16 protein-coding genes are annotated in these 21556 nt (G+C 69.6%); 15 read left to right on the forward strand and 1 reads right to left on the reverse strand.

What is annotated here, in order from left to right; translation table 11 throughout:
• The first annotated feature begins 109 nt into the window (after window positions 1-109).
• The 8 genes from ACN8ZM_RS19135 to ACN8ZM_RS19170 all read left to right on the forward strand — a co-directional run bounded on the left by ACN8ZM_RS19135 (window position 110) and on the right by ACN8ZM_RS19170 (window position 10653).
• Window positions 110-499 (forward strand): hypothetical protein, encoded by a 390-nt coding sequence (locus ACN8ZM_RS19135; RefSeq protein ID WP_420212697.1) that lies wholly within the window; start codon window positions 110-112, stop codon window positions 497-499.
• The gene (locus ACN8ZM_RS19140) at window positions 496-2217 is read left to right on the forward strand and encodes an ABC transporter ATP-binding protein (protein ID WP_420212064.1); all 1722 of its coding nucleotides are present in this window, start codon (window positions 496-498) and stop codon (window positions 2215-2217) included. The genes ACN8ZM_RS19135 and ACN8ZM_RS19140 overlap by 4 nt, the downstream gene beginning before the upstream one ends.
• Window positions 2217-3986: an ABC transporter ATP-binding protein gene (locus ACN8ZM_RS19145; protein ID WP_420212065.1), complete on the forward strand. Its 1770-nt coding sequence runs from the start codon at window positions 2217-2219 to the stop codon at window positions 3984-3986. Before ACN8ZM_RS19140 ends, ACN8ZM_RS19145 begins: the two co-directional genes overlap by 1 nt.
• A gap of 113 nt (window positions 3987-4099) precedes the next feature.
• Window positions 4100-6328: a TonB-dependent siderophore receptor gene (locus ACN8ZM_RS19150; protein ID WP_420212066.1), complete on the forward strand. Its 2229-nt coding sequence runs from the start codon at window positions 4100-4102 to the stop codon at window positions 6326-6328.
• The gene (locus ACN8ZM_RS19155; RefSeq protein WP_420212067.1) at window positions 6328-6591 is read left to right on the forward strand and encodes a hypothetical protein; all 264 of its coding nucleotides are present in this window, start codon (window positions 6328-6330) and stop codon (window positions 6589-6591) included. Before ACN8ZM_RS19150 ends, ACN8ZM_RS19155 begins: the two co-directional genes overlap by 1 nt.
• Before the next feature lies 1 nt (window position 6592).
• Window positions 6593-8104 carry a PepSY-associated TM helix domain-containing protein gene (locus ACN8ZM_RS19160; protein WP_420212068.1) on the forward strand — a complete coding sequence of 504 codons (1512 nt, stop codon included), beginning with the start codon at window positions 6593-6595 and terminating at the stop codon, window positions 8102-8104.
• A gap of 22 nt (window positions 8105-8126) precedes the next feature.
• Complete coding sequence (locus ACN8ZM_RS19165; protein ID WP_420212069.1) at window positions 8127-9371, forward strand: RhtX/FptX family siderophore transporter; 1245 nt, start codon at window positions 8127-8129, stop codon at window positions 9369-9371.
• Between the two features lie 208 nt (window positions 9372-9579).
• Window positions 9580-10653 carry a helix-turn-helix transcriptional regulator gene (locus ACN8ZM_RS19170; RefSeq protein ID WP_175021294.1) on the forward strand — a complete coding sequence of 358 codons (1074 nt, stop codon included), beginning with the start codon at window positions 9580-9582 and terminating at the stop codon, window positions 10651-10653.
• 17 nt (window positions 10654-10670) lie between these two features.
• Here the strand turns inward: ACN8ZM_RS19170 and ACN8ZM_RS19175 are convergent, their stop codons facing one another.
• Window positions 10671-11849: an alpha/beta fold hydrolase gene (locus tag ACN8ZM_RS19175; RefSeq protein WP_420212070.1), complete on the reverse strand. Its 1179-nt coding sequence runs from the start codon at window positions 11847-11849 to the stop codon at window positions 10671-10673.
• A gap of 350 nt (window positions 11850-12199) precedes the next feature.
• Between ACN8ZM_RS19175 and ACN8ZM_RS19180 the strand changes: the two genes are divergently transcribed.
• The 7 genes from ACN8ZM_RS19180 (at window position 12200) to ACN8ZM_RS19210 (ending at window position 21548) form a co-directional block, all read left to right on the forward strand.
• On the forward strand, window positions 12200-13645 hold the full coding sequence (locus ACN8ZM_RS19180; RefSeq protein ID WP_420212071.1) for a serine hydrolase domain-containing protein: 1446 nt from the start codon (window positions 12200-12202) through the stop codon (window positions 13643-13645).
• A 186-nt stretch (window positions 13646-13831) separates the two neighbouring features.
• Complete coding sequence (locus ACN8ZM_RS19185) at window positions 13832-15307, forward strand: M81 family metallopeptidase (RefSeq protein WP_420212072.1); 1476 nt, start codon at window positions 13832-13834, stop codon at window positions 15305-15307.
• Window positions 15308-15478: 171 nt separating this feature from the next.
• Window positions 15479-16795 (forward strand): MFS transporter, encoded by a 1317-nt coding sequence (locus ACN8ZM_RS19190; protein WP_420212073.1) that lies wholly within the window; start codon window positions 15479-15481, stop codon window positions 16793-16795.
• 309 nt (window positions 16796-17104) lie between these two features.
• On the forward strand, window positions 17105-19441 hold the full coding sequence (locus ACN8ZM_RS19195; RefSeq protein WP_420212074.1) for a TonB-dependent receptor: 2337 nt from the start codon (window positions 17105-17107) through the stop codon (window positions 19439-19441).
• Between the two features lie 25 nt (window positions 19442-19466).
• Window positions 19467-20144, forward strand: coding sequence for an energy transducer TonB (locus ACN8ZM_RS19200; RefSeq protein WP_420212075.1), 678 nt, complete (start codon window positions 19467-19469; stop codon window positions 20142-20144).
• 69 nt (window positions 20145-20213) lie between these two features.
• Window positions 20214-21113: a MotA/TolQ/ExbB proton channel family protein gene (locus tag ACN8ZM_RS19205; protein ID WP_089452107.1), complete on the forward strand. Its 900-nt coding sequence runs from the start codon at window positions 20214-20216 to the stop codon at window positions 21111-21113.
• A 12-nt stretch (window positions 21114-21125) separates the two neighbouring features.
• On the forward strand, window positions 21126-21548 hold the full coding sequence (locus ACN8ZM_RS19210; RefSeq protein WP_043180242.1) for an ExbD/TolR family protein: 423 nt from the start codon (window positions 21126-21128) through the stop codon (window positions 21546-21548).
• Window positions 21549-21556: the final 8 nt, after the last annotated feature.

The following is a 21556-nucleotide window of genomic DNA, read 5'->3' on the forward strand; positions in this document are numbered from 1 at the left end:
AGCCTAAAACAATCGACCGTGCTCATGGGTGTGGGTGAGATAGATTTTCATCCACGGGTGGCCGCCGCCGAGCGGATCCGCCATCGAACGACCTATGCAAGGCGTGCTCATGAGCCAGACCGCTGTCGATGCCGGAATCGATCATTCCGGCCCTTCCTGTTTTTCTCCCGTTGCCTTTCGCGCGCCGTTCGTCGCGATGATCGCGGCGCTGCCGCTCGCCCGTTCGCGGAAAACGGTCCGCGCGCCGCGCTTCAGCCGCGTCGCGCATACGCGGGGCACGGCCGAACTCGCGTGCCTGCCGACGCGTAGCTGGCCGCAGGCGGCCGTGCGCGCGGCCGATCGGTTCGAGTCGGGCGAAGGGCGGCAGGCGTGCAACCCGTGCAGCATCGACGTGACGCGCGTCTGGCGGCAACTGACCACGCAGCTCGGCTTTCCGGAGCCGCCTCCAGGCGACGCGTGCGCGGCCACGCTCGGCATGCTGCTGGAGCGTGCCGTATGAAGGGGCCGTTGCTTTCGATGTTGCGGCCGTTCGCGGTGCCGCTCGCGGCGGCGGTCGTGCTGCAGGCGCTGGCGGGCGTCGCATCGCTCGTGCCGTGGCTCGCGCTCGGCCGGGTCGCCGACGCGTGGCGCGCGACGGCGCAGCTCGACGCGACGGCGCGCGGCTGGCTCGTCGCGGCCGTGGTGGCCGGTGTGGGCTGGCTGGGCGGCCAGACGATCGCGCTGCACCTGACGCATCGCGTCGACGCCGATCTCGCCGATCGCTTGCGCAGGCGCCTCGCCGATCATCTGCAACGCTTGCCGCTCGGCTGGTTCGCGCGCGCGGGCAGCGATCGCGTCGCGCGTCACGTCGACCAGGACGTGCGCGCGCTGCACCAGCTCGTCGCGCATGCGCCGGCCGACGTCACGCAACTGATCGTCGTGCCGTGTGCAGCGCTCGCATGCCTGCTTTACCTGAATCCCGTGCTGCTCGCATGGGCGCTCGTGCCGCTCGTCGCGGGGGCCGCGCTGTTCCGCTGGATGCGTTCGGCGCGATTCGCACCGGCCATCGCGGCGCGCAACGCGGCGCTCGAACAACTGATGGGCGATTACGCGCAGCTCGCGCAGAACCCGGCGCTCGTGCGGCAGTATCCGGGCGCCGGCATCGAGGCGGCCGCGCTGGCATCGACCGGGCGCTTCGAGCAGGCGTTTTCAGCGTGGGTCGGCCGCGTCGGCGGGCCGGGCGCCTGCACGCAGGTGCTGCTCGGCACGCCGTTCCTGCTTGCCTGGGTCGTGTTCGGTGCGACGTGGTTGACGGCCGGCCGTCTGCCGGTCGGCGAACTGTGCGTGTTCGCGCTGCTGATCTGGGCAGTCGCCGCACCGGTGCGTGCGCTCGGCCACGGTGCCGACGCACTGCGAGAAGCGCGCGCGGCCGCCGCACGCCTCGATGCGTTGCTCGCCCAGCCGGGCCTGCCCGAGCCAGTCGATGGCGTTGCACAGGTGCCGCGCGACGCGTCGGTCGAACTGAGCGGCGTGAGTGTCGACATCGACGGCGCGCCGATCCTGCGCGATATCGACGCGACGATCGCGGCCGGCACGACCACCGCGATCGTCGGGCCGTCGGGCGCGGGCAAGAGCACGCTGCTGATGCTGCTCGCGCGCTTCATGGATCCCGACCGCGGCACGGTGCGGCTCGGCGGCGCCGATCTGCGGCGGCTCGCGTCGGATACGCGGCGCGAGCAGGTGGCGATGGTGTTCCAGCAGGCCGCCGCACTCGACGCGTCGATCGCGGCGAACATCGCGCTTTACCGGCCGGACGCCGATCGCAACGCGATTCGCGCAGCCGCGCGCGCGGCCTGTCTCGACGAACGCATCGACGCGTTGCCGGGCGGCTACGACTGTGTGTGCGGACGCGACGTGCGGCTGTCCGGCGGCGAACTGCAGCGGCTGGCGATTGCGCGCGCGCTGCTGTCGCCCGCACCGTTGCTGTTGCTCGACGAACCGGCCTCGGCGCTCGATCCGCAAACCGGGCGTGCGTTGCGCAATGCGTTGCGCGGCGACGCGCGCACGCGCGTGATCGTCAGCCACGATCTCGATGCGATCCGGCATGCGGACCAGATTCTCGTGATGGATCGCGGCCGCATCGTCGAGCGCGGCACGCATGCGGCGCTGCTGGCCGCGCGCGGGCTGTATGCGCGGCTATGGAGCGAACGCGGCGCCGCAGGCGGGGAGGCCGCCTGATGATGAAGTCGCTCAAACGTTTGCAGTGCTTGCCATCCGAAACGCGTCGCGCGCTGTGGCGCGGAGCCGGCTGGGCGGTGGCGGCCGCGTTGCTCGACGGCGCCTGCGGGTTGCTGCTCGTGCCGTTGATCCGCGCATGGTTCGCTGGCGGGCACGCGGCCGTGCTGCACTGGACGATCGCGCTCGGCGCGCTGACGCTGTGCCACGCACTCGTGCTGTACGTCGCGCAACGCGGCGGCTATCGCGCGGGCGGCGCGCTCGCGGCCGGTCTCGTCGAACGCCTCGTGCGGCACCTGCCGCGCATCGCGTCGTGGCAGGCCGTGCGCGACACGCATCCGGCCGGGCTGTTGCGCGGGCCGGTTATGCAGGCGATGGGGATTCCGGCGCACCTGCTCGGGCCGTTGATCGGCGCGGTCGTGACACCGCTCGCGGTCGTTGCGGGGCTCGCATGGATCGACTGGCGCATCGCGCTGTGCCTCGCGGCGGCGGCCGCGCTGCTGTTCGCGCTGCTCGAACGCGGTGGCACCCGCACGCTCGTGTTCGAGCAATCGCGCGCGTCAGGCGAGCGCGACATGGCCGTGCAGCTTCAGACCTTCGCCGCGCATCAGGGGCTGTTGCGCTTCGCGGGCCAGGAAGGCGACGCGCGTGCGGCTTTGCAGCACGCGTTCGACGAGCAGCATCGCCGCACGCGTGCGCTGATGCGGCGCTCGCTGCAGATCGAGCTCGGGTTCGCGGGCGCGGTGCAGGGCGTGTTCGTTGCGATGCTGGTCGGCGGCGCGTGGGCCGTCTCGACCGGCCGGCTCGATGCGGCGACGGCCGTGGCAGTGCTCGTGCTGCTCGTGCGCTTCATCGAGCCGCTCGCACAGCTCACGCAGCTCGACCAGGCGCTGCGCGGCGGCTGGCGCGCGCTTGACACCGTGCTCGCGGTGCTGCACGCGCCGCGTTTCGACAGCCCCGAGCGCGGCACGCCGGGACACGATGCGAGTGTCGACGCGGTGCGCGTCGGCTACCGCTCGGCCACCGGCGCGACGCTGCTCGACGGCGTCGACCTCCATTGCCCGGCGGGCGGCTTCGTCGCGATCGTCGGCCCTACGGGGGCCGGCAAGAGCACGCTGCTGGGCCTGCTCGCGCGGCTCGACGATCCGGGCGCCGGGCGCGTGCTGCTCGGCCGTACCGACGTGCGGCACCTGAGCGAGGCGACGCTCGCCGCGACGCGCAACCTCGTGTTCCAGGACAACGGGCTGTTTCGCGGCAGCCTCGCGTGGAACGTGCGGATGGGACGGCCGGACGCGTCCGATGACGAACTGCGCGCCGCGCTGGACGCGGTCGGCCTGCTGCGCGACGCCGAGCGATTGCCGGACGGGCTCGAATCCGACGTGGGGCCGGGCGGCCAGTTGCTGTCAGGCGGGCAGCGCCAGCGTGCGTGCCTGGCGCGCGCGCTGCTGGCGCGTGCGCCGGTGCTGATGTTCGACGAGCCGACCGCGAGCCTCGACGAGCTGAGCGCGCGTCGCGTGCGCGACAGTCTCGTCGCGCTGCGCGGGCAGCGCACGCGCGTCGTCGTCACGCACCAGCCGGCGCTCGCGGCCGCCGCCGACACGATCGTCGTGCTCGACGGGGGCCGGGTGCGGGCGACCGGCACGCATGCGCAGCTGGTCGAGACCGATGCGTGGTACGCGACATTCGCCCGCGCCGGGCGGTCGCCCGACTCGGTCCCGCCTGCCGATGCGGATACGGACGCGGATGCCCGGCCGGCGGAATCCGAGCACTGACGTGAACAATGCGATCCGGCGTGTCCGGAATCGATAGGAAAAGCCCCTCGATCGAAAAATCGCCGGCCGGTTCTATTTGATAATGAGAATGATTATCAAATACGGGGGCGTGAATGCGGTACGAGGTGCTGGAACCTGGGAGATCAAGGACGAAGGGCGCGTGCGTCGCCCGTTTCGGGCGAGGGCGCTGGCGTCCGTCGCTGTATCTCGGCCTGCTGATCGCCGCGCATCCGGCGGCGGCGTTCGCCGATACGGTGCCGGCGTCGGCGGCCGGCGCGGAAGTCCGGAAGGAAGAGGCGACCGCCGTGAAGCCCGCCACGGGTGAGCTGAAAGCGATTTCGGTGACCGCGTCGCGCGGCGTGGCCGACGATCCGTCGGTGGCGACGGTCGGCAAGATGCCGCTGGCGTTGCGGGAGATTCCGCAGTCGGTCAGCGTGACGACGCGTGAACGGATCGACCAGCAGAACCTGTACTCGCTCGACGAGGTGATGCAGCAATCGGCGGGCGTGACGGTGCAGCCCTACGTGCTGCTCACCACCGCGTATTTCGTGCGCGGTTTCAAGGTCGATTCGTTCGAATTCGACGGCGTGCCGATCGTGATCGGCGACATGGCGAGCGCGCCGCAGGACATGTCGGTGTACGAGCGCGTGGAAATCCTGCGCGGCGCGAACGGCCTGCTGCACGGCTCGGGCAACCCGGCCGCGACGGTCAACCTCGTACGCAAGCGGCCGCAGTACCAGTTCTCCGCGAATGCGAGCGTGAGCGTCGGCAGCTGGGACCGCTATCGCGCGGAAGCCGACATCGGCGGGCCGCTCAATGCGGCGGGCACCGTGCGCAGCCGGCTCGTCGCCGCCTACGAGGATCGCCACTTCTTCTACGACCACGCGAAGCAGGATACGCGGTCGATCTACAGCGTCACGGAAGTCGACGTGACGCGCGACACGCTGCTTACGTTCGGCGCGCAGTACCAGACGCCCCGATCGGTGCCCGACATGTCCGGCGTGCCGATGGCGCGCGACGGATCGAGCCTCGGCCTGTCGCGCTCGACGTTCCTCGACACCGCGTGGGGCAGCTTCGACTGGGACACGACGCGCGCGTTCGGTTCGGTCGAGCAGAAGCTCGGCGGCGGCTGGAAGGCGAAGGTGAGCGGCGAATACCAGAGCGTGCGCTCCGACCTGAAGTACGCGGGCTCGTTCGGCGCGATCGATCCGGTGACCGGCGCAGGCGGCGCGCTGACGGGCGGCGCGTACCGGTTCAGCACCTACAGCCGCAGCCTCGATGCGAACGTGCAGGGCCCGGTGCATGCGTTCGGGCTCACGCACGACCTGATGTTCGGCGTGACCTACGCGAACAGCAGCAGCGGGCAGATGTCGGCGCAGCTGCTCGGCGATGTGTCCGGCACGCCGGTGAACGTGTACCGCTGGAACCCGGACAGCGTGCCCGAGCCGGGCGTCGGCCCGTACCAGCAGTCGCAGCAGAACGACGTTTCGCAGAAGGGCGTGTACGGGCTCGGCCGCATCAAGCTCGCGGAACCCGTCACGCTCGTGCTCGGCGGCCGCATGAGCTGGTGGAACCAGGACAGCCTCGGCGCGCACTACAACACCGGCCACCAGTTCACGCCTTACGGCGGGCTGATCTGGGACTTCGCGCACGACTGGTCGTGGTACGCGAGCTATGCGGAAGTGTTCCAGCCGCAAACCAAGTCGATGTGGGGCGGCGGCATCCTGACGCCGGTGAAGGGGCGCACCTACGAGACCGGCGTGAAGGGCGAACTGGCGGGCGGCAAGCTGAACGTGTCGCTCGCGGCGTTCCGCATCGATCTCGACAACAACCCGCAGGTCGATCTCGCGCATCCGTGCGCGGGGCCGAACTGCTACTACGTCAATGGCGGCAGCGTGCGCAGCCAGGGCTTCGAGTTCGAGGCGAATGGTCGCATCACGCCGTGGTGGAGCGTGTGGGCGAGCTACACGTACGACACGATGAGCTATGCCGACAACCTCGCGAACGCGGGCTCGTTCGCGCCGCTGCTGAACCCGCGCCACCTGTTCCGGCTGTGGACCAACTACGACCTGCCGTGGCAGGAGCGGCGCTGGAGCGTCGGCGGCGGCGTGCAGGTGCAGAGCAACTACTCGGCGCAGGCGAACGGCGTCACGCTGAGCCAGGGCGGCTACGCGCTCGCGAGCCTGCGGCTCGGCTACCGCTACGACAAGCACTGGAGCGCGGCGGTCAACGTCAACAACCTGTTCGACCGCAAGTACTACCTGAGCCTGAGCAACCCGGGCTGGAACAACCGTTACGGGGAACCGCGCAACGTGATGCTGACCGTGCGCGGGCAGTTCTGATGGCGGGCGGCTGGGGGACGCGCGCGGCGCTTGCGATCGGCGGCGTGCTGCCGGGCGCGGTCGCGCTTGCGGTCACGCTGGCCCGTCATTACCCGGCCGACGGCCTGAACCGGCTCTATGCGGCCGTGTTGCTGTCGCTTGCCGCGAGCGTCGTCGCGCTGCTGTGGGTGCTCGTCGCACCCGGGCGGCGCCAGGCCGCGTGGCGCGCGGGTGCCTGGCTCGCGATGCTCGTGCCGTGCGCGATGTTCTGGGGAGGGCGCTGACATGGACGCTTCATTGCGTTCGCGCTGGCGTGCGCTGCATCGCGGTGCCGGTGCGCTGTTCGGCGTGGTGCTGTTCGTCGTGCTGTTCAGCGGCACCTGGAGTCTCGCGACCGATTCGATGCAGGGCTGGTGGCGGCCGCCGCCGGTCGCCGTCGCGCGACCGTCACTGCCGCTTGATGAACTCGTCGCGCGTGCGGTGGCGCTCGGCGTGCCGTTGCGCGATGCGCGCATCGTGCTGCCGCAACCGGACGATCCGGCGATCCGTTTCTGCGACGCGCGCCAGGCGTGCACGCTGGCGCTCGACCCGGCGACGGGCGAGCGGCTGGCCGACAGCGGACGCGCGGCGTTGCTCGTCACGCTGCACAAGACGTTGTTCGCGGGCTTTCCCGGGCGCATCTTCGTGAGCCTGTGGGGGATCGCGCTGCTCGTGCTCATCGTCGCGGGGGTGATCGTGCATCACCGGCGCTGGCCCGACGCGGCGCGCATTCGGCGCGGCAAAGGGTTGCGCGCCGCGTTGTTCGACCTGCACGCGTGGATCGGCCTGTGGGGCTCGCCGTGGCTCGTGCTGTTCGCGTTCACCGGCGCGTTGTCGGGGATCGGCGCGCTCGGCACGGTGTCGCTCGCGGGTGTCGCGTATCCGGGGCAGCCGCAGCGCGCGTTCGCCGAACTGCTCGGCGGGCCGCCGCCTGCCGCAGCCGGCGGCGCGTGGCAACGCGCGCCCGATCTCGATGCGCTGCTGCGGCGCGATGCGGCGCGCGTGCCGGATTTCCGGCGCGAAGCCGTCGTGCTGCATCGCTGGGGCGATGCGAACGCGCGCGTCGAGATCGCCGGCACGACTGCCGGCTTGCCGAGTACGGCGGTGTTCGAGCGTCACCTGTACCGCGCGGCGGACGGGCAATGGCTCGCGGATGCCACGTCGCGCGGCCGAGGTTTCTGGCTGCGTGCGTTCATCGCGGTGCAGCCGCTGCACTTCGCGCAATACGGCTGGGTGGGGGCGATGGGCGGCGTGCTGCGCGTCGTGCATTTCCTGATGGGGCTCGCCGCGTGCGCGCTCTGCGCGACGGGGCTGCATCTGTGGATCGAGCGGCGGCGTGCGCAGCACGATCGCTCCGCGAACGTGCTGGCCGCGATTGCCGTCGGCACCTGCGGCGGGCTCGTGCTCGCGGGTGGCGTGCTGCTGCTCGCCGGGCGTGCGTTGCCCGATGGCGGGCACGTCGACCATGTGCTCGCAACGTTGTTCTGGGCCGTGTGGGGCGGCGCAGTCGCGCTTGCCGCCTGCGTGGCCGATCGCGCGGCCTGGCTGCGCAGGCTGATGCGTGCGGCCGGCGCCGCGTACGGGCTGGCCGGTGTGACGCACTGCGCGATCGCGCTGCTCGGCGCGGGCGAGCCCGTGTACTGGCCGATCGACGTGGCACTCGTCGCATTCGGCGCATTGCTGCTGCGTGCCGCGCGCCGTCCGCGCCGCGACGCGATGCGGCCCGCGCGCGTGCCGGCCGGCGCCGAACCTTTTTAATGTCATGCAACTGGAGACTTCGATGCGCGATCTGCTCGAACATCGCCGCCTGGTCATCACGATCACGCTGCTTTACCTGTCACAGGGAATCCCGATCGGCATCGCGATGGATGCGATGCCGACCCTGCTGCGCCACGACGGCGCGCCGCTTCACGCGCTGGCGTTCCTGCCGCTCGTCGGCCTGCCGTGGGTCGTGAAATTCCTGTGGGCGCCCGTCGTCGACAACCGCTGGTCGCCGCGCATCGGCCGGCGGCGCAGCTGGATGCTGCCGATGCAGACGCTCGTCGTGCTGTGCCTCGGCAGCCTCGCGCAGATCGGCATGACGGTCGCGACGGCCGGGTGGGCGGTCGGCCTGCTGGCCGTTGCGTCGCTCGCGAGCGCGACGCAGGACATCGCGAACGACGGGATGGCCGCCGAGCACTTCAGCGGCGACACGCTCGCGAAGATCAACGCGATCCAGATCGCGGGCGTGATGATCGGCTTCTTCGGCGGCGGCGCTGGCACGTTGACGCTGATCGGCCTGTTCGGCCAGCGTGCCGCGTTTCTCGCGCTGGCCGCCGTGCCGCTCGCGAGCCTCGCGTGCGTGCTGTGGGTGCTGCCGCGCGATGCGGATCGCGCACGTGTGCAGGCCGAACACAACGCGAGCCTCGTGCGCTTCGCGAAGCGGCCGCGTTCGTGGTCGCTGCTGTCGCTCGCGCTGCTGTCGGCGATGACGGCCGTATCGGGTTTCGGCCTGTCGAAACTGTTCCTCAACGACGCGGGCTGGACGCTCGACGCGATCGGGAAACTCGGGATGGCCGGTGGCATCGTGACGGTCGTGCTCGGTTGCGGCGGCGGCGCGTGGCTCGTCAGGCGGCTCGGGTTGTGGCGTGCGTTTACGGCCGGCGTGAGCTGTGCGGGCGCCGCCGCGCTGCTGTGGTTCGCGCAGGCGAGCGGGTGGCTGCCGGTGTCGCCGTCGTGGGCATGGCTGTGCACGGTACTCGGTTCGCTGGCGACCGGGATCACGTCGGTGACGATCATGACGGCCGGCATGCGCTTCGCGGGCGGCAGCGACCAGGCCGGTACCGACGTGACGGCCGTGCAGAGCACGCGCGATCTCGGCGAGCTGATCGCGTCGTCGACGATCCTGTCGCTCACTGCGAAGGTCGGTTATACGGGCGGGTTTCTGGCCGGTGCGGCACTGGCGGTGTGTGCCGCGTTGATCGCGATGCGGTTGCGGCGGCGGGAGGCGGTGCAGCGCGGGGTGGCCGGCGACGTGCTTGCATAGCGGCGCGTGGGCGCTGAATGACGGGCTTCGGCGTCGCGCATCGACTCGGCTGGCCGCGTCCGCCGACGGGCCGGCAGCGGCCGGATGCCGGGGTAAACATGTTCTTTGCGTGGTATTTCCGGCTTGATATAAGGGAGCGTTGCCGCGATCGTGAGAATCGCGCCCCGCTTCCGGGCCGGATGCGGGCAGCCACCGGAGTCCCGCGCCGATGTTGCAGAACCTCTATTCCCCGTACCTCGATTACGATTCGCTGAGTCGCGATCTGGCCGTGCCGCCCGCGAATCCGTCGGTGCCGGACTTCCCGTCCACGGTGATCCGACAGATCGGCAACGGGCATCACTATCGCGTCGAATACGCGAACGCGTATGCGGACGGCCAGACCGAATTTCACGCGCAATCGCCGGCTTTCTGGATGACCTCCGTCGACGTCAGCTTCGCGGGCGTGGTCCGGCGGCGCACGCGCGGCCAGAACACGTTGCGCATCCGCATCGGTCGTAGCGGGGCGGCGTCGTATGCGGTGGGCGGGCGCGAGATCAGCCTCGACGGCCCGTCGATGGTGCTGGTCGCCGAGCCCGATGGCATGCCGGCGGGCGACGTGACCGAGCGCGGACATCATCAGGTGACGAGCATTTGCCTGCACCGCAATGCGCTCAGCGCGCTCTATGCCGGCGCGGAAGAGGCGCTACCGGTGCCGTTGCGGCATTTCGTCGAAGGCACGCTGACGGAATCGTTCGTGCATGCAGGGCCGATTTCAGCGGCGCTGTTCGAGTGCATGCGGGACATCGGCGACTGCTCGCTGGACGGCCGCAGCCGGTCGATCTATCTGCACGGGCGCAGCCTCGAGATCGTGGCGCGCGCAATCGATTCGGTCTCCGATGCCTCGCGCCACGCCGACGACGAAGCCGGCCACGGCGAAGTGAGCCGCATGACGCGGCGTGCGGTGTCGAAAGCACAGATGGTATTGCAGGAGCATTTTGCGGCACCGCCTTCGCTCGATGTGCTGTCGCGTCAGGTCGGATTGAGCCGCAGCAGCCTGTGCGCGGGATTTCGCACGCTGCTCGGCAAGAGCGTGCACGAATACGCGCACGAGCTGCGCATGCAGCAGGCGCTGCGACTCCTGCGCGAGCCGGGCGTGCCGGTCACCGACGTGGCGTACGCGGTGGGCTACAACCACCCGAGCAGCTTCTCCGTCGCCATCCAGAAACGCTTCGGCATGTCGCCGCGCGAGTTGCGTGCGCGCGGCGGGGCGGTGATGGCCGACCGCGTGTCGACCATCGATTGAGCGGCGGTACGCGTGCGTCAGCCGACGTACGCGCGCATGCGCAGCATGCGGCCGACCACCTGCACCACGAAGTCCGGCGATTCGTACGGGAAATTGTGCCCGTCGCCCGCCGGCGCGTGGATCAGTTCGCTCCGCGACGACGTCGATACATAGCGGCCGCGCGACGCGGTCATCAGCGCGAGATAGCGCTCGAAGCCGGCCTCGTCCACGCCCATGCGGCGATACAGCTTGCGTTGCTCGGTGGCCTGCTCGGGCCGCATCTCCGACGCGTCGCGCGGGGTGACGACGAATACCGGCAGGTCGCCGAGTTCGCCGTCGTGAACCAGCGTGTCGAAGCCGGCGAGCGGGCTGCGCGCGACACCCAGTTCGGCGAGGCTGGACGCGGCGCTGAACCCGGCACGCGCATGCATCTCGATGCGCGTGGCGCCCAGCGCCAGCGCCTCGGCGAGCCGGCTCTCGACGAGCTCGAGCAAGCGCTTGACGGCGGGCTGGCGGCGGCCCAGCACGTCGACGAGATCGATATGGATACCGAACAGATGCAGCAGGCCGCTCAGGTTGCCGGCCACCGTCATGGCGGTGGGGCGCAGGCACGGCGGCGCGTAGTTGAAGAAGTCGGGATGGGTTGCGTCGAGCAGCACGAGGCCGCAGGCGAGATGCGGATGGCGGCGCACGAGGTTGGCGACGAGCAGGCCGCCGAACGAATGCCCGACGAACACGAACGGCCCGCGTTCGCCAGCGCGGTGCAACGCTTCGGCCACTTCCTCCGCTTCGCGCGCGGTCGAGCGCGGATACGGGCCGGCGTCGCTCCAGCCGCTGCCGGGCCGGTCGATCAGGATCGAGCGCGTCGTGTCGCGCAATGCCAGATGCAGGTGATGCAGGACGAGGCCACCCATGTGCGCGCCCGACATCCAGACGACCGGCGGCAGGTCGTTCGCGCGGCCTTCCGCGAGGACGTGGATGCGATGGCCGCCGACGTCCACGAGCTGGCCCGGCGGCGGGCAGGCTCGGCGCATGCGGGCCAGGTACGCGAGGTGATGGAGCGAGCCGGCCGCGAGCGCGATGCCGGTAGCGAGCAGGATGCCGCCCGGCACGGGCAGGCCGGCGCAGGCGAGCCCGGCGCCCGCGACGCCGATCGCGAACGCGATGGGCAGGCCCGCCCAGTCGCGGCTCAGGAAGGCCGGAAGCCATTTGAACATTGGAATTCCCCGATTCCGCCAGTACATGAAGAAACGGCGACGCGTCATGGCGAGCCGTCCGATGGACTTCACACCATACCCGACGCATGGATGGCGCGCTTTCGCCGTCCGCCGGGGAATTGTCGCGTGCCTCCGCGCTGTCGCGCATCTCGGTGCCGCGTGCATGCAACACGGGCGACCGGCGGCGGCGGCGCGCGTCGGGCACGCGAGCGACAGTCGCACGCAAAAGCATTCCGGCCGCTGGCAAAAGGATGCAGGGTGGAACGCCGTTACATTGGCGACATGCGTGCCGGCCGCGCTTGCTGTCGCGGCGCCCGGCGACGCCCATCCTCTTACCATGGAATCCGGCTATGCAAATCCTGAGGCACCAGCTAGACGACCTGCTTGCGAACGCCGTGACCGGCCCGGCCACGGCCGGCTATGTCGCCGGCGTCTGGCACCGCGGCGAGCAGATCGAACTGGCGCACGGCATCGCGAACCTGAACACGGGCGCGGAGATGACCGTCGATACGCGCTTGCAGATCGGTTCGGTAACCAAAGTGATGACGGCGCACCTGCTGATGCGTTACGTCGAGGCGGGGCGTATCGGCCTCGACGATCCGGTCGTCGCGCATCTGCCGTCGTTTACGCTGGCCGATCCGGCCCACGCGCAACGCCTGAGCGTGCGGCATTTGCTCAACCACACGAACGGCATCGATGCCGACAGCTTCAGCCCGATGACCGAAGCCGGCACGGGCGCGACCCGCGATTTCGTCGAGCGGCTGGCCGGATTCGGGACGCTGTTCGAACCGGGCGAGACGATCCACTATTCGAACGCCGGCTTCGTGGTTGCCGCGCGGTTGATCGAAGTGCTGTCCGGCAAGCCGTACAACCAGGTGCTCGAAGAAACGCTGTTTCGTCCGTGCGGAATGAACGAGTCGTGCACGTCGGCCGAGCAGGCGATCCTGCATCGTCACGCGGTGGGCGTGTTCGCGAACGCGGCGAGCGGCGAGCTGCAGGCCACGCGTGCGTATCTGTTGCCGCCGTCGCTGGCGGGCGCCGGGTCGACCCCGATTTCGACGGTGCGCGACATGCTCGCGTACGGGCGCATGCATCTGGCCGGCGGCTCGATCGACGGCACGCGGATCCTCGCGCCTGAGACGGTCGCGGCCATGCAGGCCCTGACCTTCGATGCGGGGCGCCCGTGCGTGCCGCCGATCTGCGTTGGCTGGTGGAAGGTGCCGGTGAGCGGCGTGACCGTGTACTGGCATGGCGGTACGACGTATGGCACGACGTCGAGCTTCGCGGTCTGCCCCGAACTCGATCTCGTGGTATTTACCGCCGGCACGGGCCCGGGCGCCAACGCGTTGCACGACCAGGTGCTGCTCGCGACGCTCGCGCACCTCGGGCACGAGGCCGTCATGCCGTTCGAGCGCGGGGCGTCGAGCCGGCCGCTGTCCCGTTATGCCGGTGACTATCGGCACTATCCGATGCGCCTCGCATCGGTGGCGGGCAACGAGCGGCTGTCGGTCGAAGCGTACTGGACCGAGATGGACGCCGATAGCCGGCGGGCCATGCTGTGGCCGAGCGGCGGCGTGGAAACGGGCGACGGCGAAACCCGCTATGCATTCGACGGCGGCTCGACCTACGTCCTCGAGCTGGCGCCGCTGGCCGAAGACCTGTTCGCGCCGCCAGGCACCTCTGATGCGCAGCTGTGCGGCATCAATGGGCGGCTGTCGCTCGTGTCCTTCCGCGGCGATGGCGACCGGCCGCACGGCGTGCATACGCGCCTGCGCTATCTGCGCCGAGAGGGCTGACGCGCCCTCGGGCGGACACCGTTCCGCTGCGACACGTGCCTGCCACCTGATCCAGTGAAACGAAATTGTTTCGTCATGCAAATTGTATCGACGGTTGGCCGGCACGCGTCGGCGCGACCGCGAAATCCGCGCGCCCGTCCGGGCGCGTGTCGTCGACCGATATTTCAAACCCGAGCAGGAGTGACCATGCGTATCTTCGTTGCGGCGCTTGCGCACGAGACCAATAGCTTTTCCCCGATTCCAACCAGCCTGCACTCGTTCGAGGAACGCACGCTGTACCGTCCGGCCGGCGGTGTGCCCGACGGGCAGGCGGACGAACTCGTCGGCTACGGCACGTTCGTGCGCGAGGCGCGCGCACGCGGCCACGAGGTGAGCGCATCGATCTTCGCGTTCGCCGAACCGGGCGCGCCGTGCTCGAAGCAGGACTATGAAACGCTGCGCGACGAGATCCTGGACGGGCTGCGCGCCGCGCAGCCGGTCGATATCGTGCTGTATCTGTTGCACGGCGCGCAGATGGCGCAGGGGTATGACGATTGCGAGGGCGATCTGCTGGCGAAGACGCGCGCGCTCGTCGGCCCCGACGTCGTGATCGGTGTCGAGCTGGACCTGCATGCCAACGTCACGCGTGCGATGCTTGATCATGGCGACATCCTGCTGGCGTGCAAGCACTATCCGCACATCGACTTCGACGAACGGGCGGTCGACCTGATCGATCTTGCCGAACGCACCGCGCGCGGCGAGATCCGGCCGACGACGCACTTCGAACGCGTGCCGATGCTCGGCATGTTCTTCACGACCGAACCGCGCATGGCGCAACTCAACCAGGACGCGATGGATCGGGAGGGGCGCGACGGGATCCTGTCGGTGTCGCTGATCCACGGATTTCCGTGGTCCGACTTTCCCGATACCGGTGCCGGGGTGCTGGTGGTGAGCGACGGCGATCCCGGTGCGGCCCGCACGCATGCGCGCGAACTGGCGCGCGGCTTCGTGGCCGTGCGCGACGAGACGCACGCGCTGCGTCTGCCGATCGCACGCATTCTCGACGAGATCGAAGCGACGCCGCCCGACGCATCGGGCGGGCCGTTCGTGATTGCCGACACGGCCGACAACCCGGGCGGCGGCGCCGGCTCCGACTCCACCTTCATCCTCGAGGCCGTCCTCGAGCGCGGGCTGCGCGAGGTGACGATCGGCATGATGTGGGATCCCGTCGCGGCGGTGTTCGCGCGCGATGCCGGCGTGGGCGCGACGATCGAGCTGCGCCTCGGCGGCAAGAGCGGCCCGCGCGCGGGCCGCCCGCTCGACGTGGTCGCGCGGGTCGTGGCGGTCGAAGAGGGGCTGGCGCAGCACGACGAGACGTTCAAGTTTCCGGGGCCCGGCCTGGGCCTGTCCGCGGTGCTGGACGTCGACGGCGTACTCGTGGTGGTCAACTCCGTCCGGCAGCAGACCTACAGCCCGAGCTGCTTTTTCGATCTCGGCATCGACCTCCGGCGTTGCCGGGCCGTCGTGGTGAAGTCGACGCAGCATTTCCAGGCGCTGTTCGGCCCGCTGGCGCGCGCCATCTACTACTGCGACACGCCGGGTTCGCTGAGTCTCGATTTCCGGGTCGACGATTACGCACGCCTGACGCGCCCGATGTGGCCGTTCGACGAAATCGCGGTCTGATCCGGCCCGTTCCATCGGGCAGTCGCGCGGACGCCGGCTGAACTATGCCGGCCGTCCGCGAAAGTTTCGCCGCCGTCGAGCGGCTATCGTCTGCAGGCTGGCTTTGCGGCCGGCCGCCAATGAGCCCGGTGTCGGCCGGGCAGGCAGGATCGTCAGCGCAGGAGGCGCAGCGTGCGTACTGAAATCACCGGGGGATCGCCGTCGTTGTCACGCGCGTGGTTCGCGCTGGCCGTGCTCGCGCTGGCCGCGATACTCGGCATCACCGACCGTCAGATGCTGACGCTCGCCGTCGAGCCGCTCAAGCGCGACCTCCAGCTCAGCGACACGAGCCTGGGCGCGATCGTCGGCTTCGGCCCCATCCTGTTCGGCGCGTTGGCGTCGCCGCTGCTCGGCTGGCTGACCGACCGGGTCGACCGGCGCTGGCTGCTCGTGGCCTGCGTGCTCGTGTGGAGCGCGGGCACGGCGCTCTGCGGCCTGGTCACGCAAGGCTGGATGCTGTTCCTCTGCACGCTGACGCTTGCGGTGGGCGAGGCGGGGCTCGGGCCGGTCGTCTACAGCATGCTGCCGGACCTGTTTCCGCCGGCGCTGCGCACGGCGGCGAACACGATCTTCTTCGCGGTCGCGCTGTTCGGCGCGGGGCTCGGGATCGCGGGTGCCGGCGCGATCTTCAGCGTGGCCGCGCCGCTCGCGCACGCGCTGTCGATCGAACCCTGGCGGCTCGCGTTCCTGCTCGTCGCGATCCCGGGGCCGGTCGTCGCGGGCTTGTTCGCGCTGGTCGGGCATCCGCCGCGCGGCGGCACGGCCGACCTGCACGAACGTGCGCAGGAGACGCTTGCGCATTACTGGCGGCGCTCGGGCGCGATGCTGGCGTGCCTGATCGTCGGCTATGCGATGGCGGCCTTCTACGTGGGGGCAATCCTGGGCTGGGCGCCGGTGTCGCTGATCCGCGACTTTCACGTCGACGTCGCCCGCTCGGGGTTGTACAGCGGCATCGCGGTGGGCGGCGGTTCGGCGCTCGGCTTGCTGGCGAGCGTGGTGGCCGTGCGATGCCTGCGCGCGCGCTGGGGCCGGCTGCTGCCGGTCGCGATCGGCTGCGCGATGGCGCTGCTGGCCGCGTTGTTGCTGCTGATGCTGTCGTTCGCGACGAGCGCGGCGATGCTGCTCGCCTGCATGATCGGCATCATCGCCGCCTATATCGCCGGCGCGGCGCTGACGCCAACCTTGTTGCAGGACATCGCGCCGCCGCATTTGCGCGGGCGGGTCGTCGGCACGTCGTCGCTCGTCACCTACGCATTTCAGGCGATGTCCGTGCCTTCCGTCGGCGCGATATCCGATGCCCTCGACGGCGCGCCGTACGCACTGCTCAAGGGGATCGTCTGGCTCGGCGTACCGGCCGCCGTCTTCAGCGTGATCCTGCTGGGTCTCGTGTTGCGTACCTTCCGCACGCGCTTCGAACCGCACTGCGAAGTCGGCGCGCAGGCGCTTTAACGCCGCCGTACGCCTTTCTCCCGCCGCTGCCGCGCCTTCCGTGCGAACCCACGCACGGAAGGCGCGCGTCGTTTTCCTGCTCCCGCATCCCGTTCGATCGCCGCGTCGCCCGCGCCGGCGGCTTCGTTGCGCGCGTTTTTCGGCGCGTCGGCAGCCGAGGACGGTAGCCAATGTTTTTCGGCGTTTCGCAAAAGCAGCGGCCGATTTGGCCGCTTACCTTGGAGTCATTCGGGCGGGCGGTCCGCATGCGGGACCGCATCGGAAGACCGACAGGTCCGCTCACATTCAGACAGACAAGAGGAGTCGCAGATGGCAAGCAAGAAGGGCGGGGTCGCAGCGGAGTCGACGATCTTCAGGCGGACGCTGGTTGCCGTGACCGTGATGCGGATGTTTCTCGCCGCATCGGATGCATGCGCACAGACCGAGCCCGCACAGCCCGGTGCCGGTACGCCGCCGCCCGCCGCCGCCGCCACGGAGCGCGCGGCGCCCGCCACGGATCGTGACGGGAATGCCCGCGCCAAAGGTCGCGCCGGCGGTGCGGCGATCACGCTCAATTCCGTCGAGGTGACGGCCAACCGGCGTCGCGAGCCGGCGCGCGAGGTGCCGATGAAGGTCGACACGCTGTCGAGCGACGCGCTGCAGAAGTCGGGCGCCACGAAGCTGAGCGACTACCTGTCGACGCAGCCGGGCGTCGGTTTCAACAGCGGCGGCGGCCCGGGCCAGGGCACGATCTCGATGCGCGGCGTGACGGCCGGCAAGGACGTCGGGCCGACCGTGGGCGTGTATGTCGACGATACGCCGCTCGGCTCGAACACCGTGTCGGGCGGCGGGGCCGCGCTGGCCCTGGACATGGGCCTGCTCGACCTGAATCACATCGAGATCCTGTTCGGGCCGCAGGGGACGTTGTATGGCGCGGGCGCGATGGGCGGCCTGCTGAAATACGTGACCAACCAGCCGGATACCGAGAGCTTTTTCGGCAGCGTCGGGACGATGTTTTCGTCGACCTGGCACGGTGGCCTCAACAACACGACCAACGTCGTGCTGAACGTGCCGCTGAAATCCGACGTCGCCGCCATGCGCATCGCCGCCTTCAACAACCACGACGGCGGTTACGTCGATGCGACGGGCGCGGCCGCCGGCACGCGCATCAACCGGAGCGACACCACCGGCGTGCGTGCGTCGCTGCTCGTCACGCCGACCCGCAAGCTCACGTTCCGCTTCACGGCCACGCTTCAGAACATCAACAGCAACGGCCAGAACTACGTCGACTACGGGATGAACGGCCGGCCCGCGTATGGCGCGCTGACCAAATTGCAGGATTCGCAGGAACCGTATCACCAGAGCAATCAGTTCTACACAGCGAATGCCGAATACGATTTCGGCTGGGCGCGCCTCAATGCGATTTCCGCGTACCAGTCGCTGCGCACGTCGACGACGCTCGATTTCACGCCGTTCTATGCGCCGATTCTCGCGGCGGGCGGACTCGACGTCAGCACCGTCACGCCCAGTTCCACCGTCGGCACCAACAAGGTGACGCAGGAGCTGCGGCTGACGTCGCCCGGCAACCGCACGCTGGAGTGGGTCGCCGGCCTCTACTACGACCATGAGCACAGCAACACGTTGCAGGTGTATCGCGCGACGGCCGGCGGCCGCCCGCTTGGAGACCTGGAGCGGCTCGGCTATTCGGGCAGTTACCAGGAGTTGGCGGCCTACGGCGACGTCACCTACAACCCCACGTCGCGCATCGCGCTGACGGCCGGCATGCGGATCGCCCACAACAGTCAGGACTACCGGCAGGAGACGTTCGGCCTGCTCGTGCCGACGCCGCTGTCCGCGCCGGGCGCGTCGTCGGATACGAGCAAGACGTACATGTTCACGGCCAGCTACAAGCTCACGCCGACCAGCAACGTCTACGCGCGCGTCGCGAGCGGCTATCGCCCGGGCGGCCCCAACAGCATGGCGGTCAGCGCGGTGACGGGGCAACTGATCGCCGGCAATCCCACCTACAAGCCCGACACGCTGTGGAACTACGAGATCGGCTACAAGGCGGATCTGTTCGACAACCGCGTCTCGGTCGCGCTGTCGGCTTACGACATCGAATGGCACGACATCCAGCAATACGGCGCGGTGGACGGCGTCGCGCAGCTCGTCAACGCGGGCAACGCGCGGATCAAGGGCCTCGAGGCAACGGGCGTGGTGCGGCCGACGTCGGCGCTGTCGTTCAATGCGTCGCTCGCCGCGATCGACGCGTACCTGACGGAAGGGGCGCCGAGCGTCGGTGCGCGCACGGGCGACCGGCTGCCGAACACCGCGAAGTTCGCGGCGTCGCTGGGGGCGAGCTGGCGTTTCCCGCTCGGCCCATGGTCGGCCACGGCCAGTGCCGCCGAGCGCTTCGTGGGCGAGCGACATGCGAGTTTCGCGGGCGCCACGGGCTCGCCCGATTTCATCCTGCCCGCCTACGCGGTGACGGATCTCCAGTTGGGCGTGGACCTGCGGTACGCGAGCCTGTCGTTCTTCGTCAGGAACCTGTTCAACCGCGAAGGGCTGCTGTCCGCCAATACGAGCTATGTGCCGCTGGGCGGCAACGTCTGGGCGTCGGTGATCCAGCCACGCACGATCGGTGTGCAACTGAGCGCGCCATTCTGACGCGCGGACGATTCGAGGAGCTTCCATGTTTGCGCATTCCGCCCCGGCCCGCAGGCTTGCCGGCCAACCGCGCCCGTTTCGGCAGACCAGCCGCCATCCCGTGCGCCGCTACGGCGGTATCGCGGCCGTCCTGCTGCTGCATGCGGCGCTGATCTACGCGCTGCTGAACGGTCTCGCCAATCGCGTGACGGAGATCGTCCAGCATCCGGTCGACGTGCGAATCATCGAGCCGGTCAAGCCGCCGCCGCCCCCTCCGCCACCGCCGAAGCCGATCGTGAAGGCGTTGCCGTCGAAGGTTGCGCCGCCGGCGCGGATGTTCGTGCCGCCGCCGGAGGTGCCGGTTCAGGCGCCGTCGCAGTCGACGCTCGCGCACACGACCGCACCCGTGGTCTCCGCGCCGGCACCGGCCGCACCTGCTGCACCGGCTGCACCGAGCCACGAAGTGGGCGTCGTATGCCCGAATTCGGATCAGGTGCGCGCGTCGCTGCGCTATCCGCGTGAAGCGCTGGAAAACAACATCGTCGGCAACGTGCTGGTGGAGTTCGTCGTCGATGCCGATGGCCGCGTGTCGGGCGAGCGCGTCGCGCAGTCCGCCGACCCGATCCTCGATCGGGCCGCGCTCGCCGCGGTGAGGCGATTCAGTTGTATTTCGCAGGGGCAGGCGGTGCGCGTGCAGGTGCCGTTCTCGTTCAACCTGAACTGAGCGGTGCGCCGCCAGAAAACCGGCAGCCAGGATGCCGGATGCCTAATCAGATCGATCAATGGAGCAGACATGACGAAGCAACTTATCGCCGCTTTCGCGGCCAGCATGATGATTGCCGGCGGTACGGCAGGGGTCCTCGTCGCGCCGCAGGACGCGCGAGCCGAGACGAGCACGGTGGCCGCACCGGTCGCGAGCGCGGTTGCCGTTGCGCCGGCAGCGCCGGCCGTCGCCGGTGCCGCGCCGCAGGCGGCGCCTGCCGCGGCGAGCGCCGTCACCAATCCCTACGGACTCGATGCGTTGTGGCGCGGCGGCGACTTCGTCGCGCGTTTCGTGCTGATCCTGCTGGTCGTGATGTCGATGGGGAGCTGGTACATCATGGTGACCAAGTTCTTCGAGCAGTATCGCGCGAACCGGCGCGCGAAACGGGCGGACGCGCAGCTCTGGGCTGCACCGTCACTCGCGGAAGGCGTGCAGCAGCTCGACCCGGCATCGCCGTTCCGCTTCATTGCCGAGACGGCGATCGAGGCCGGCGAGCATCACGACGAGGTGCTGCTCGAAGCCGTCGATCGCAATACGTGGATCGACACGTCGGTCGAGCGGGCGGTGACCAACGTGTCGAACCGCCTGCAGGATGGTCTCGCGTTTCTCGGCACGGTGGGGTCGACCGCGCCGTTCGTGGGCCTGTTCGGCACGGTGTGGGGCATCTATCATGCGCTGACCGCGATCGGCGTCGCAGGCCAGGCGTCGATCGACAAGGTCGCGGGGCCGGTGGGGGAGGCGCTCATCATGACGGCGATCGGTCTGGCGGTGGCCGTACCCGCGGTGCTCGGCTACAACTTCCTGGTGCGTCGTAACAAGGCAGTGATGGAGCGGGTGCGCGCATTCGGCGCGCAGCTTCACGTCGTGGTGCTGGCCAGCGGCAAGCGGCCCGAGCGCGACGGCGCGCGCGTGCCGGCGCTGGTCGACTGAGCGGGGACGGCCATGGGCATCAGTGTCCGTCAGGACGATGACGACGAGGTCATCGCGCAGATCAACACGACGCCGCTCGTCGACGTGATGTTGGTATTGCTCATCATTTTTCTGATCACGATTCCGGTGGTGACGCACACGATTCCGGTGGACCTGCCGAAGGAGACCGTACAGCCGTTGCAGAGCAAGCCCGCGAGTATCGAAATCGCGGTCGATCGGCGCGGCGCGTTCTTCTGGAATGCGGTGCCGGTCGATGCGCCGACGTTGCTCACGCGGCTGAAGGGCGTGGCGGGGCAATCGCCGCAGCCGGACGTGCATGTGCGCGGCGACGAAAGCACACGTTATGAATTCGTCGGGCGCGTGATCGTGGCGTGCGAACGGGCAGGCATCGAGAAGGTGTCGTTCATCACGGAGCCGCCCGCGCGCGGCAGCTAGGAGACAGT

Source organism: Burkholderia aenigmatica (assembly GCF_048627025.1).
GTDB classification, from domain to species: domain Bacteria; phylum Pseudomonadota; class Gammaproteobacteria; order Burkholderiales; family Burkholderiaceae; genus Burkholderia; species Burkholderia aenigmatica.